The following is a 14,364-nucleotide window of genomic DNA, read 5'->3' on the forward strand; positions in this document are numbered from 1 at the left end:
TATCGCTTAAGCATTGCTATTGTTGTCTTAGATATAGGCAATTCAATACTACCATTTATAAAACCGCTGTTTTTTACACCTATATATAGCTAGGTGTTTTTTTTCTTACCTATATATAGGTGTAGTAATCCTATTGAGTAGAATCTGATCTAGAATAGTAAATTGTTTATTAAGTCTAATCTCTTATAACAGCCTTAGAAAAACAACCCCGCGTTAGGGATATCAGCGCAAAGCCCACAGTCAAGTGAAGTATAACGGAACTTGACGAGGACTTGAAGCGAATAGCCCGACCCATTCTAAAAAAGAGGCTATAACCGAACTCGGATATAGCCTCTTTTTTAGAATGGGAAACGCCAAAAGGAAATCAATCGAAACGAATGGCTTTTACAGGCGAAATTTTAGTTATTATGTAAGAAGGGATTAGTAATACCAAGAAGCATATACCAATAGTTAAAAAGTTTAGTGCTATTATATATCCCCAATTAAGATATACTGGCGCTTGATCAACATAATAGTTTTCAGGATTTAATTTAATTATTCCAAAATGCTGTTGAATCAATAAAAGTGAAATTCCAATCAAATTCCCCCAAAACAGCCCTCTTATTATAAGATAAAAAGCATTGTACAAAAATATTTTTCTAACAGACCAATTATCTGCTCCCAGTGCTTTTAATATCCCTATCATTTGGGTTCGCTCGAGTATTAATACTAATAGTGCAACTACCATATTAATGGTGGCCACTAAAATCATAACTACTAAAATAACGATAATATTAAAGTCGAATAATTGAAGCCATTCGAATATATAACTGTATTTTTCGATAATCGTTTTTGTGTCTAATGTAGAGCCTGTTTGTTCATAAACTTGCTCGCCTTTTACTTTTATGTCATTAAAATTATCTAAAAAAACTTCGAATGCTCCAACTTCATCAGCGTTCCATTTATTTATACGTTGAAGATGTCTAATATCTCCAATTATATAAGTAGCATCGAATTCTTGAAACCCAGAATTAAAAATACCTGTAATTTTGAACCTTCTACTGATTGGAAGTTTGTTTTGCTCTTCTTTTATAAAGAAGGTATTAAATGAATCACCAACTTTTAGATTTAATCTATTAGCAAGAAACTGTGATATCACTACTTCTTCATTGAGTTTTTTAGAAAAATCAGGAATTCTACCGGAAACTAAGTATTCTTTTATATTATTCCACTTGTAATCTTTCCCTACTCCTTTGAGAACAATTCCTTCGAAAGCATTATCAGTTCTAATAATTCCCGCTTTGGTAGCAATAGCTTGTATATGATTTATCCCACTAACTGAATTAAATTTGGGATAAAAATCCTGTTTCTTAGAAATAGGAACAAGTGTAACTTCGGATAGATTATTATCATAATTTGAAATAATAATATGCCCATTGAAAGCAGAGATTTTCTCCCGAATTTTTTGTTGCAATCCAATTCCAGTTGCTACTGAAATTATCATCATGATCATGCCAATTGCAATTGCTGAAATTGCAATTTTTATAATTGGCGCTGATATACTGCTTTTATAATCTTTGGCAGTAATAAGTCTTTTGGCTATAAAATATTCTAAATTCAAATTGATACTATTTCTAATTATAATTGCTAATTTTCATTTATGGGTTTAATCAAAAATACAGCTAAACCCCGGATTTGGCTATTTGCTGTCAAAAAAACCCTATAAGAATAAAACTTAAAAAAAGATTCTTTATAAAGGTAATTTTTTTTTCATGTTTTCGACTATATTAAAAGCGGCTGGACAGATAGCAACATTTTTCAAAGTAAGATCTGTGATTTGCTGAAATTTCTTTCTATCTGTATGTGGAAATTCACGACAGGCTTTCGGTCGTACGTCATAAATAAAGCAAGTATTGTCTTGATCTAAAAAATTACATGGTACACTTTGTAAAACATAATCTTGATCTTCATCAATTCTTAAATATTGCTCAATAAACTGTTGTGGTTTTTGTTTTAAATACTTAGCAACGCGTTCGATATCTGCAGAGGTAAATAATGGCCCAGTTGTTTTACAGCAGTTAGCACATTTTAAACAGTCTGTTTTTTTGAATTCAGTATCATGTAAATCTTGCATTACATAATCTAAATTTTTTGGTGTCTTTTTTTTGAGCTTATCAAAATACTTTTTGTTTTCGATATGCTTATCTTTGGCTTCTTTAGGAAGTTCGTTTAAAGTAGGTTTCAATATAAAAGTTTAAATTTTCTACAAAAATAACACTTTTTAAATCAGGATAATAGATTAATGAATTTTGAATTAAAAATAATGAAAGACCTTTTTGGCAAAGCCATACTTGATTATCAAACTAATAATTCTCCGGAAGATTTGATTACTGAAACTACCATCTCTGAAGAAGATGAAATGTCTGTTGCATATTTATTTCGTTCTTATAAAGAAATGCCGTTTTTAGAACAAAAAGCGATGCAACTTACTCATGGAAAAACATTAGATGTAGGATGTGGTGCAGGAAGTCACAGTTTGTATTTACAAAATGAAAAAAAACTCAATGTTCACTCGATTGATATTTCTCCAAATGCGATAAAAGCTTGTCAACTTAGAGGTGTAAAAAACGCACTGATTCAAAACGTTCTCGAAATAGACTCTTCCAATCCTGAAAATAAATTTGACACTATATTATTATTAATGAATGGTACTGGTATATTTGGAAGCTTAAAAAATACATCTCAATATTTGCTTGGCCTAAAAAAATTATTAAAACCAAATGGACAAATCATGATTGACAGTTCTGATATCATTTACATGTTTGATGAGGATGAAGAAGGAGCTTTTGCGATTCCCGCAAATGGTTATTACGGAGAATTGGAATTTAGTGTAACTTATAAAGGCGAAAAAGAAGACACATTCCCTTGGCTATATTTAGATTATAATACGTTACAGAATGCTGCATTTGCTAATGGATTGCAATGCGAAATGAAATTAGAGGGAGAACATTATGATTACTTAGCGAGATTATTCATTTAATAAAAAAAAATAAAATATTTTAATATCTTTAAATACCAAACTTAAAACATACAGCTTGTATGTTTGTATAACCTAAAAAATATTTGTAATTTAAAATAAAAAAGCCCAAATCTAAGATTTGGGCTTTTTTATTTTAAATTACAAATTATTGCATGTATTTCATCATTATGGTTTGTAAATCTCCACCCCATTCTTGACCAGCAGCTGTTGATTTTTTATATATTACACCAGATGAACTAGAAATTTTCTTTCCTAAAGGTGACTGATAAAATTTCAACATTTCTTTAACCTCCTCTTGTTTATAGGTCTCCATGTAAATTTTAGCAAGTTTTTCATACAATGAAGGCAAGCTAGCATCAAATTCTTTTGAAAATTCCTCTTTTTTTAATTCTGGAATATTTTGCATTATTTGTTCCTTTGCCATCTGCATTGGACCGGCTGCACCAGACATTTGTATCACTTTTAACGCTTCTGCTTTAAAAGAATCTTGAGCCGAAACTACATTTACTACTAAAACTAATACGGATGTTATAAATATTTTTTTCATATTGTGTGTTTTTTCACACCAAATATAAACTTTTTTATGGAATATTTAAATATTTATGTGTTTGTAATGATACGCGCCATTTAGGATTTTTCATTACATAGTCAACAATTATCGGTGTCATTTCATCATTTTTGCTCCACTCGGGTTGCAGAAATAAAATAGCGTTTGAATTAACCTTTTCAGCTTGTTCTTCTGCAAAAATAAAATCATGTTTGTTATGAATAATCACTTTTAATTCATTTGCATTATCATATACCGTTTCTGTAGGTAATTTATTTTTTTTGGGTGAAAGACAAATCCAGTCCCAAGTGCCAGACAAAGGATAAGCACCAGATGTTTCTATATGAACTTTTAAATCTTGCTCTTTAAGTTTTTGCGTTAGCAAAGTCATATCCCACATTAATGGTTCACCTCCAGTTACTACAACAGTTTCAGAATACTTACTAGCATTAGAAACTATTAGATCAATACTTGTAGGCGGATGCAATTCTGCATTCCAACTTTCTTTAACATCACACCAGTGACAACCAACATCACAACCACCTATCCTAATAAAATATGCTGCAGTCCCTGTATGAAATCCTTCCCCTTGAATTGTGTAAAACTCCTCCATCAAGGGCAACATCATTCCTTTATTTACTTCTAATTGTACTTCTTTTGATAACATTTACTTAATTTAAAACGCAAAGATAGTTAATTTGAGAAGGAGTCAATTTGAAAACAAGTAGTAATGTACCAAAATTTAACAGTACCAAAAATGTTGTTTATAAAATTATAATAGAAGCCTTATAAAAAAACACAAATCTAATTTTTAAAAAATAAACATAAAAAAACCGATGGCTAAATTACCATCGGTTTAAAATTAAACAGATTAATCGTTTACTATTTTAATATTTTTATAGACTCTGTAGCATAACTATTAGTAGGATCTATTGCAAGCGTTTTCTTAAAATATTCAATCGCTTTTGGTTTATCAGTATTAGCAAAACTAGCTGCCATATTGTTGTAGCATTCAATAATTTTAGTTTTAACAGCTGGCTTAGCTAACTCATCTGGACCTAATTCAGTAGTTTTAGCAACATAATCTTCATAATTCTTCACCATGACATCATCTTTATCAAGCAATCTATTTGTTCTTGCTCTATAAAGATAAGCTTCTAGGTAAGTTGGAGAAGCTACTAATACTTTTTCAAAAGCAGCGTCGGCTTTTTGTAAAGCAACAGTATCAACTTTTACATCTTTACCTTTATTAATATTAGCATAATAGTTAGCTAAACCATAATAAACGTTGTCATCAAGGAAACTTGCAGATTCTTTAGTATTAGCACCAAATTCAAAAATAGCTGCAGCTTCATTGTAAAGCTTTTGTGTAAACATTTTTTTACCAACTTCAGTTAAATCCTGAACAGCCAAAGGTTCCATTTCAATAGCTTTTTTGACATCTACTAAACCAGCTTGAAATGCTACTGGATCTATAGTTGCACCATCAGCACTTGTTCCCTTTTTTATCTTAGTCAACCCTAAATATAAATAATCTAATGCAATTGGTTTATTACCTGGTGCATTAATAAAATTTTCTAATGATTTGATTGCTACATCTACGTTTCCATTTTTATAGGCAGCATATCCTAAATAACGATAAATTCTAGGATTAACTTTATCCAATTCACTCATCTTGTTAGCTTCAGCTTCAAGAGCAACATAATCTTCAACTAATATTAAGAAATCCGCACGACGCATTCTAGAGTGAATAGAATAATCCGTTAATGACATGTATTTATCATAATATCCTATAGCCGTTTTATAATTCGCTGCTGCTTGAGAAGGTTTATTACGAGCAATTTTATAATAAGTTTCTGCTAACTCTCTATAAACTGGTCCGTAATTAGGATTGATAGCAATTACTTCATTGTATGCTTTAAGTGCTTCATCATAAGATTTAGCTCCTTTTAATAAAACACCCAATTGCATTTTAGCTCTCAATAAAGAATTATCAGCTTGAAAAGCACTTCTATATGCTACGTAGGCTTCATTTTGTTTTCCATCACCATAATATGCATCACCTAATGCCAATTGTAATTGTGCATCTTGCGCATTAACAGCAACTGCTTTATTTAAAATAGTTAAAGCATTTTTATAATCAGGCTTATCTGCATTCATATAAGCTCTTGCTATATAAATATATTCCTGAATATCTTTCTTTTTAACGTCTTTAGTTGCTAAAGCAAATTTAGCTTGAGCGGCAGAAACATCATTTTTGTCTAAATCTATTTGACCTAAACCAATATTATTAAGTTTACCGTTATCAGATGCGCTTAATCCCTTTTCAAAAAATATTTTAGCAGAATCTTGAACGTTCTGATTTAGATAAATAGTACCTAAAGTAAAGTAAGCATTACCATTAGAAGGTTTATCTTTTATAATAGATTTTAATATAGATTTAGCACTTTCAAATTGCTCTGCATCAACAGCTTTCTTGGCTTGATTGATATCTTGTGCTTGAACTGAATAAGTTGAAGCTAATATGGCAACACTAAACGTTGCAAATTTATTTATGCTCATTGTAGTTAATTTAATTTTCATCATTTTGGCTTTTAGTTATTATAAAGTTCCTCGTAGGAATTCTTATGGGTAGCAACCCTGATTTTAAAATTATTCTTTGTCCAATGTCTCCACCAACAAATGAGGCAAATCCCATTCCTAATCCAGAATATCCTTGACAATTTATAATATACAAATCACGTGCCAAAGGATACTTTTTTTCTGCTATATCGTTTTGGGTTGGTAAATAAGATTGACTTCCTTTAAGATCTTTAACCCTCAAAGTATTTACATTATCAATATATTTTTTCATTGATGGCTTAGGTTGTGAAAGCCAATTTACGCCAATTACTCCAATAATACCATCATTTTCTGAAACATACTTTATCACTTCATCGTTTGTCTTGAAAGAAAAAACTCCTTTCTCCGGAACAGATTTAATACCAGCGATTTCATTGATATATCTGACTGTACTAGAATTCAAATTATCAAAAACCAGACCCTTAATAGATGGTGTAGCCCTACCTTGCATAAAACTTATTACATCTTTTAATTCTACAATTGAATCCTTAGTATTCTTGTTAGAAATAAAAGCAATAGCATCGGTAGCAAAAGGAGTTACTTTTGGATTGATATTGCGCTGTTTAAAAATCTTAAGCTCTTCACTGGTCAAATCTCTAGATAAAATAGCAATACTCCCTTTTTGTTTAAACAATGAATTAACAGTTTCTGACTCCGATTTTGATACAAGTTTAATTTTCGCATCATAATTACTCTCAAAAACTGCTACTTGATCTTCAATAATAGGAGTTAACGTTTCATCAACATAAATTATTGCAGAACCTTTTAAAATTGTTTCTTGGTTCTTCGAACTGTCTTTTTGATTGCATCCAAACACAACCAAAAAAACTACAAAACATAAAAGCTTACTAATATTTCTCATTAACTAGTCTTTATTATCATTAATTATACGAAAAAATCTAAAGGAAGCATATGCAATAAGTATAATTCCAAATGCAATCCTAGCAGTAAGATTCATTGCTAAAGGAAAATTATTCATAAATATAACAAATAGACCTAAAACAAAATAAACCAAAAAAAACAAAATTCCTAAAACAAGAAGAAATCGCTCTTTAAGCGATTTCTTCTTAATATTATTAAATATGTTATCTAACATTATTGTGCAGATTGTATAGTAATAGGTAATGAATAAAGTACTCTTACTTTTTTACCGTTTTGCTCTCCAGGAGTCCATTTAGGACATTTTTTTAAAACACGGATAGCTTCTTTTCCTGTACCATAACCAATATCTCTAATTACTTTGATATCTGTTAATGAACCATCTTTCTCAACTACAAAAGTTACATATACTTTTCCTTTCAAACCTTCTTCTTCTGGAGTTTGATAGTTATTACCAACAAATTTGTAAAACTTATCAATACCACCTGGGAAATCAGGTTTAACCTCAATACCTGCTGTATTATAGATTGAATTATCTACTTCCTCAACAACGGCTGCAGTTCCAGTACCAACTGGTTCTACTGTTAAGATAGCATCAGGATCTCCTTTAATAGTTTCAGCTCCTAATTTTTTTTCTTTTAATTCAACCGTCTTAGGTGGTTCTTCTGTTACTTCGTCTGCTTTTGCTACTATTGGCTTAACAAATTTTACTTGGTCAACCTTAGGTGGCGGTGGCGGTGGCGGAGGAACATTTTCTTTTATTATCTCTTTCTTAGGCGGCAACTTAATACTAACAATTTTAGTATCTAGAGTAACATCTTTATCAGCTGAATTAGGCAACCAACTTAAAATAAGCGGTAAGCTAACCAATATGATAAAAACAATTGCACCAAAGATAAGCGCTCTAACGGCAGTCTTGTTATTTGATTTCCTTAGTTCGTAAGCGCCATAAGCTTTATTACGACCTTCGAAAACAATATCAAGCCATTGGTTTGTGAATATATCTAATTTCATTTTTCTTGATTATTAGGTTATAGAGTAATAAGCAAATCTTATTTATTACCTTCTAACAATTTTAATTCCTCTGGTGAAAAATCATTAACAATTGCGTTTGAAGGTACTCCAACAATTGCCATCTCATCTAATATATCTACTAAATTACGATAATTTGATTTTTTACTTGGTTTAATAATTACAATTAAACCTTTGTCTTTGTTCCCGGTATATTGTACTACTGACTCTTTTCTTTTCAATAATATTTCACGAATACCATCTTTACCATAAGATACATCTGTTGGACCAGCAATTGGAGTTGCTAGAAGACCCATGTAATATACCAATTTATTATTTTCACCTAACAAAACTGTTAACGTACGATTCTCATCAACTTTGATTGGCTTTTCTTTAGTTTTGTCGTCTTCTTTGTCAGGCAAACCCAAAGGCATCGATTGTGGTTTTGACAACGTGGTAGTAAGCATAAAGAAAGTAATCAACAAGAAAGCTAAATCAACCATTGCAGTTAAATCTACTTTAGAGTTTGACTTTTTACTTCTTACTTTTCCACCTTTTTTGCCTCCACCGTCGCCAGTATTTAATTCAGCCATTTTAGTGTATTTTTTTTAGTTTTTAGTTTTTTGCTCTTAAACCAGTAACTAGATTGAAGCTATTGATTTTTTGATCTTGTAAAATATCCATTACGCTTTTTATTGCAGGATATTGCTCTTTAGCATCTCCTTTAATAGCAATTTGTAATTCTTTATTATTTACTTTGATATTTGCAATACGAGAATTATAAACCCATTCTTTTAATTGATTATCTAGAGAATCTTTAGGTATGCCTGGCTGTAAACCTGGTTTACTTCTATCAGCAGTTTTCATACCGATTAGTTGCTTAAGACTTGTGATTGGAACCCCAATATCTTCCATCAAAGCAAACTTTTGAGATTCTTCAGGAGTAAATTCAACACCGTATTTTTGTCCCATCAAATCAAGAGCCATTTTTCTAACTTCTCTTCCTTTAAGATCGTAGAAAATCTTTCCTTTTCCAACGGTAATGGTAGCTAAATTATCTTCTGGCAACTTTGACTGAACTGTTGACGCAGGAGTATCAACTGGCAATGCTTCAGGTATCTTTGCTGTTGCCGTCATAACAAAGAACGACAACAAAAGAAAAGCCACATCACACATAGCAGTCATATCAGTAGACCCTGCTTTCTTTTTCATTTTTATAGCCATTAATATATTTTTTAATATTTACAAAAAAGTAGTGTTAGTTATCTAACTACTACTTTTTTGTAAATTAAATTATTAATTATTTTTTTGTACTTCTGTAATGTCTGTAAGTATTAACGATTGTATTACCTGCCTCATCAATAGAGTAAGTTAAATCATCAATTTTAGAAGTAAAAAAGTTATAAGAGATAATCGCTAAAGCAGAAGTAGAAATACCAGTAGCAGTATTAATTAATGCCTCAGAAATACCATTTGCAAGAGCAGCTTGATCTGGAGTACCAGCAGCAGATAACGCACTAAATGCTTTAATCATCCCTGTTACTGTTCCTAATAAACCTGCAAGAGTACCTAAAGATACCATAGTTGAAAGCACAGTCATATGTTTTTCTAACATTGGCATTTCTAATGAAGTAACCTCTTCTATTTCTTTGTGAATAGTTTCAGCAGCAGCTTCACTATCTAATCCTTCATTTTTAACTTCTTGATATTTCAATAAAGCTGATTTTATTGGATTTGCAACAGAACCTTTTTGTTTATCACAAGCAGCGATAGCTGATTCAATATTACCACTTTTAATATCATTTTGTACAGTTTTCATAAAAGTATCAAGGTTTCCTTTTCCTGCAGCTTTAGAAATTACTGCATAACGCTCAAATGAGAAAACGATAACAACTAATAACAAACCTAATAAAACAGGTACAATTGGACCTCCTTTATAAACCATTGCCAACATATTACCTGGTAATGGATGACCAGTATTAACACCACCTTCAAAATTAGCACCATTACCCATTATGAAATTCCAAATCAACCATCCAACAAAAACACATGCTACAATAATGATTCCAGAAATCATTCCTCCACCGTTTGCGCTTTTTTCTTTTTTAACGTTTGCCATTTTTTTTAATTTTAATAGTTTTAAATAAATTATCTTAGTTATATTAAACTTGTAGTGGAGCAAATTTATATTTTTAGTTCAAATAAAAAAACTTTTTTTTATTTTATTGTCATTAAATTTATTTTAAAAACATATCTACACAACTATTTATTGCATTTATATCAGTATATGCAATTAAATTAAATGTTTCATGAGAAATAATTTACGTTTTTATGAATATTTAAAGTAATATTTCAAGATATCACTAGTCAAGCTATAAAGTAATATTTTACGATATTAACAATATAAAAGCAGGAAAACTGCATTATACACTAAAATTGTTACTTCTAGAAAAATATAATATCTTGCGGATGATATTAATTTAAACTATTATGGGTAGAAAAGAGGATTTTGTAAAACATATTTCAGAAGGATACAACTTCAAAGGAGAAAGTATCATATTAGGCGGAGCCATACTTGATGGAGAAGCACTCGCAGATGCACCTATTAAAATTCCATTAAAAACTTTAAATCGTCATGGTTTAATCGCGGGAGCTACAGGAACTGGTAAAACCAAAACAATTCAGGTATTATCAGAACAGTTGTCTAGTTATGGAATCCCAGTTTTAATGATGGACATTAAGGGGGATTTTAGCGGAATAGCAAAAGAAGGCGAAGAGAAATCATTTATTACAGAACGCCACAATAAGATTAATATCCCGTATAGCACAGCAAGCTTCCCTGTTGAATTGCTAACTTTATCCGAGCAAAATGGAGTGCGTTTGCGCGCTACTATTTCTGAGTTTGGACCCGTATTGTTTTCAAGAATTTTAAACTTAAATGATACTCAATCTGGTGTAATCTCTGTTATATTTAAATATTGTGATGATAACAAAATGCCTCTATTAGATTTAAAGGACATTAAAAAAGTAATTAACTATATTACCGAGGAAGGAAAAAGTGAGATCGAACAACATTACGGCAAGATTTCTACATCAACGACAGGAACGATATTAAGAAAAATAATTGAACTTGAACAACAAGGAGCTGATCTTTTTTTTGGTGAAATGTCATTTGATGTAGAAGATTTAATGCGTATTGATAAAAATGGGAAAGGCTACGTCAGTATTTTAAGATTGACTGATATACAAGATAAACCAAAGTTGTTTTCTACATTTATGCTAAGTCTTTTAGCTGAAATTTATCAACAAATGCCAGAAAAAGGAGATGCTGATCAACCAGAATTAGTCATTTTTATTGATGAAGCGCATTTGATTTTTAATGAAGCCAGCAAGGTTTTATTAGAACAAATTGAGACTATTGTAAAACTAATTCGTTCTAAAGGGATCGGAATTTATTTTATTACCCAAAACCCAATGGATATTCCAAGTGGAGTTTTGGCACAACTAGGATTGAAAATTCAACATGCTTTAAGAGCCTTTACCGCTAATGACCGAAAAGCAATAAAGCAGACTGCAGATAATTACCCTAGTTCTGCTTATTATAAAACTGACGAAATACTAACTAGCCTTGGAATAGGAGAAGCCCTTGTTACCGCATTGAATGAAAAAGGAATCCCTACACCTCTTGCTGCTACTATGATGCGTGCGCCCATGAGTAGAATGGACATCCTAACAGAAAGTGAAATACAGGAAATCAATATTAATTCAAAATTAGTTAAAAAATATAGCGAGCTCATTGATCGTGAAAGCGCTTATGAAATTCTAAATAAAAAAATCGCTCTTGCTGAAGAAGAATTTGCATCAGAAAATCAAAAAGCAGAAAAAAAACAACCTGAAGGTCCTAGTACAGCAACTGTTGTAGGCAAATCAGTTATAAAAGTACTTACAAGCGCCACTTTTATAAGAGGAGTATTTGGAGTACTAAATAAAATGTTTAAAAAATAAAAATCACTAATCCCTTTTTAAAACCTCATTTAAAAAAGGGATTTTTTTATAAAATCTAGTTATGAAAAAATACTTTATCCAAAAATCTCCTTTCGTATTTCCTACTACTGATGGAAAATTAATTGAAGAGCATCATGGGATAGTTGCAACTAATAATTCCGAAATTTCCATTGCGCACATGGTTGCACCACCACATTGGAAAGAACCTTTTCAAACTCCTGAATTTGACGAATACACTTATATCATAAAAGGCAAAAAGCAATTTATAATTAGTGATGAAATTATTATTTTAGAAGCTGGACAATCTATCAAAATAGATAAGAACACTCGAGTTCAGTATTCTAATCCTTTTGATGAAATATGCGAATATATTGCCATTTGTACTCCAGCATTTTCTATAGAAAAAGTTAATAGAGAAGAATGAATCTTTTAAAAATTATATCTTTATACCTATAACTAAAAAGGCATGAAAATTCAAAAAAAAATTATAATTGTTGGAGCTGGTTTTGCTGGCTTGCGTTTGGCTCAGGATTTACAAAATAGCGACTTTGATGTATTATTAATTGACAAGAATAATTATCATCAATTCCAGCCATTAATGTATCAAGTAGCAACTGCAAGGCTTGAACCTGCAAGCATCTCTTTTCCCTTAAGAAAAGTATTTCAACACTCTAAAAACGTGAGAATTAGAATCGCGAGTGTTTTAGGTGTAGATACACAAAATAAAATATTAAAAACGTCAATAGCTGATTTTGATTACGATCATCTTATCATTTCATTTGGTTGTTCAACCAACTATTTCGGAAACGCTGAAATAGAGAAATTTGCTTACCCAATGAAATCTGTTCCTGAGGCTATCCAATTGCGAAATCATATCTTACAGACATTTGAAGACGCTTTAATGGTAGATGGAGACCAATTACAAGCTTTAATGAATTTTGTAATTGTAGGAGGTGGACCAACAGGTGTAGAACTTGCTGGTGCATTAGCAGAAATGAAAAGAAATATTCTTCCTAAAGATTATCCAGATAAGGATTTCTCTAAATTGACTATTTATTTGCTTGAGGGATCACCTAATGTTTTAAACCCAATGAGTGGTGACTCACAAAAAATGTCACGAAAATATTTAGAGGAATTGGGTGTAATTGTAAAAACAAGTTCAATTGTAAGTAAATATGATGGTAAAATAGTCACTTTGCAAAGTGGAGAAATCATCGAATCTAATAACGTAGTTTGGGCAGCAGGAATAGTTGGAAATGCTCTTGAAGGAATTCCTTCGGAATGTATTACGAGAGGCAATCGATTTCTTGTTAATCGATTTAATGAAGTAGAAAATCTAAACGGTGTTTACGCTTTAGGTGATATTGCTTTTATGTCTACTCCTAAATATCCAAATGGGCATCCACAAGTTGCTAGTGTAGCAATTGAACAAGCTAAAGTATTGGCCGAAAACTTTAAACGAAGTATAAAAAACAAACCTAGAATCGAATATGAATATCACGATAAAGGTTCAATGGCAACTGTTGGCAAAAGAAAAGCTGTAGTCGATTTGCCTAAATTTAGTTTTCAAGGTAGATTAGCCTGGTTCACTTGGATGTTTATTCACTTAATGTTAATTTTAAGTGTAAAAAACAAACTATCTATTTTTATCAATTGGATGTTTAGTTACTTTAATAACGACAGTACATTACGAGTCATATTAAAATCTGCTTCAAAAAATAAATAAACTAAAAAGGCTCTGAAAAATCAGGGTCTTTTTTATTTATAACCAATATTTATACTTCCTTTTAAAAATAAAAATCAATTGGTTTTGATAATTTTATATTCACAAAGTAATATTTTGTAAAAAACTAAGATCCGTTTTTATCGTAAACTTGACAATAAAAAACTTATCTATTTCGATAATTTAGAAACTAAATTTCCTTTCCGTTTAAAATGTTTCAAGCAATTCTAATCAGTTATTTATTATTTATTTGTAAATATTCTTTATTTATTATTAAATGATATGTTCATAAATGGTAAGAAAAAAACTTTCGAAAGCGCAATTAAATTAAAATTCTCTTTTCATAACCAAGTAAATTAATGTAAGAAAAAATATCGTTTTTTTTAATTAAACTGACAACCATTCTCCCTTAAATATGTATTTTTGATGACTAAATTTCTCTTTTAAATTTATAACATTAAAAACAAAGTATTTTTTTTATTACTAAAAATTTAAAGAATTTATTAATACTCTATTGAAAAGAGAAGTAAAATATTGACCATTAACAGAATTACAGCT

Annotated in this window: 14 protein-coding genes; 4 read left to right on the forward strand and 10 right to left on the reverse strand. The window is 30.6% G+C overall.

What is annotated here, in order from left to right:
- Positions 1 to 364 precede the first annotated feature (364 nt).
- Together H2650_RS13175 and H2650_RS13180 are read right to left on the reverse strand one after the other, a co-directional pair.
- Positions 365 to 1,600: an ABC transporter permease gene (locus H2650_RS13175; RefSeq protein WP_188051282.1), complete on the reverse strand. Its 1,236-nt coding sequence runs from the start codon at positions 1,598 to 1,600 to the stop codon at positions 365 to 367.
- Positions 1,601 to 1,729: 129 nt separating this feature from the next.
- Positions 1,730 to 2,224, reverse strand: a complete 495-nt coding sequence (locus H2650_RS13180) for a YkgJ family cysteine cluster protein (RefSeq protein WP_188051283.1) — start codon at positions 2,222 to 2,224, stop codon at positions 1,730 to 1,732.
- A 78-nt stretch (positions 2,225 to 2,302) separates the two neighbouring features.
- On the opposite strand from H2650_RS13180, the gene H2650_RS13185 reads away from it, so the two are divergent.
- Entirely contained in the window at positions 2,303 to 3,019 is a 717-nt protein-coding gene (locus H2650_RS13185) for a class I SAM-dependent methyltransferase (RefSeq protein ID WP_188051284.1), read from the forward strand.
- 145 nt (positions 3,020 to 3,164) lie between these two features.
- Here the strand turns inward: H2650_RS13185 and H2650_RS13190 are convergent, their stop codons facing one another.
- The 8 genes from H2650_RS13190 to H2650_RS13225 form a co-directional block, all read right to left on the reverse strand.
- Positions 3,165 to 3,566 carry a DUF2059 domain-containing protein gene (locus H2650_RS13190; RefSeq protein WP_188051285.1) on the reverse strand — a complete coding sequence of 134 codons (402 nt, stop codon included), beginning with the start codon at positions 3,564 to 3,566 and terminating at the stop codon, positions 3,165 to 3,167.
- Between the two features lie 34 nt (positions 3,567 to 3,600).
- A complete protein-coding gene (locus H2650_RS13195) occupies positions 3,601 to 4,233 on the reverse strand; it encodes a 7-carboxy-7-deazaguanine synthase QueE (protein WP_188051286.1) in 633 nt (210 codons plus the stop codon).
- Between the two features lie 215 nt (positions 4,234 to 4,448).
- On the reverse strand, positions 4,449 to 6,128 hold the full coding sequence (locus H2650_RS13200) for a hypothetical protein (protein ID WP_223151114.1): 1,680 nt from the start codon (positions 6,126 to 6,128) through the stop codon (positions 4,449 to 4,451).
- A 10-nt stretch (positions 6,129 to 6,138) separates the two neighbouring features.
- Positions 6,139 to 7,050, reverse strand: coding sequence for a substrate-binding domain-containing protein (locus H2650_RS13205; protein ID WP_188051287.1), 912 nt, complete (start codon positions 7,048 to 7,050; stop codon positions 6,139 to 6,141).
- Positions 7,051 to 7,283: 233 nt separating this feature from the next.
- On the reverse strand, positions 7,284 to 8,081 hold the full coding sequence (locus tag H2650_RS13210; protein ID WP_188051288.1) for an energy transducer TonB: 798 nt from the start codon (positions 8,079 to 8,081) through the stop codon (positions 7,284 to 7,286).
- Positions 8,082 to 8,119: 38 nt separating this feature from the next.
- On the reverse strand, positions 8,120 to 8,671 hold the full coding sequence (locus H2650_RS13215; protein WP_188051289.1) for a biopolymer transporter ExbD: 552 nt from the start codon (positions 8,669 to 8,671) through the stop codon (positions 8,120 to 8,122).
- Between the two features lie 22 nt (positions 8,672 to 8,693).
- A complete protein-coding gene (locus H2650_RS13220) occupies positions 8,694 to 9,302 on the reverse strand; it encodes a biopolymer transporter ExbD (protein WP_188051290.1) in 609 nt (202 codons plus the stop codon).
- Positions 9,303 to 9,378: 76 nt separating this feature from the next.
- Positions 9,379 to 10,197 carry a MotA/TolQ/ExbB proton channel family protein gene (locus tag H2650_RS13225; RefSeq protein WP_188051291.1) on the reverse strand — a complete coding sequence of 273 codons (819 nt, stop codon included), beginning with the start codon at positions 10,195 to 10,197 and terminating at the stop codon, positions 9,379 to 9,381.
- A gap of 371 nt (positions 10,198 to 10,568) precedes the next feature.
- Between H2650_RS13225 and H2650_RS13230 the strand changes: the two genes are divergently transcribed.
- From H2650_RS13230 to H2650_RS13240, 3 genes are all read left to right on the forward strand, one after another.
- On the forward strand, positions 10,569 to 12,083 hold the full coding sequence (locus H2650_RS13230; RefSeq protein WP_188051292.1) for a helicase HerA-like domain-containing protein: 1,515 nt from the start codon (positions 10,569 to 10,571) through the stop codon (positions 12,081 to 12,083).
- A gap of 61 nt (positions 12,084 to 12,144) precedes the next feature.
- Positions 12,145 to 12,507, forward strand: coding sequence for a cupin domain-containing protein (locus H2650_RS13235; protein ID WP_188051293.1), 363 nt, complete (start codon positions 12,145 to 12,147; stop codon positions 12,505 to 12,507).
- 42 nt (positions 12,508 to 12,549) lie between these two features.
- Positions 12,550 to 13,809 carry an NAD(P)/FAD-dependent oxidoreductase gene (locus tag H2650_RS13240; protein WP_188051294.1) on the forward strand — a complete coding sequence of 420 codons (1,260 nt, stop codon included), beginning with the start codon at positions 12,550 to 12,552 and terminating at the stop codon, positions 13,807 to 13,809.
- Positions 13,810 to 14,364: the final 555 nt, after the last annotated feature.

It is taken from the genome of Flavobacterium sp. GP15 (assembly GCF_014281985.1).
GTDB classification, from domain to species: Bacteria; Bacteroidota; Bacteroidia; order Flavobacteriales; family Flavobacteriaceae; genus Flavobacterium; species Flavobacterium pygoscelis.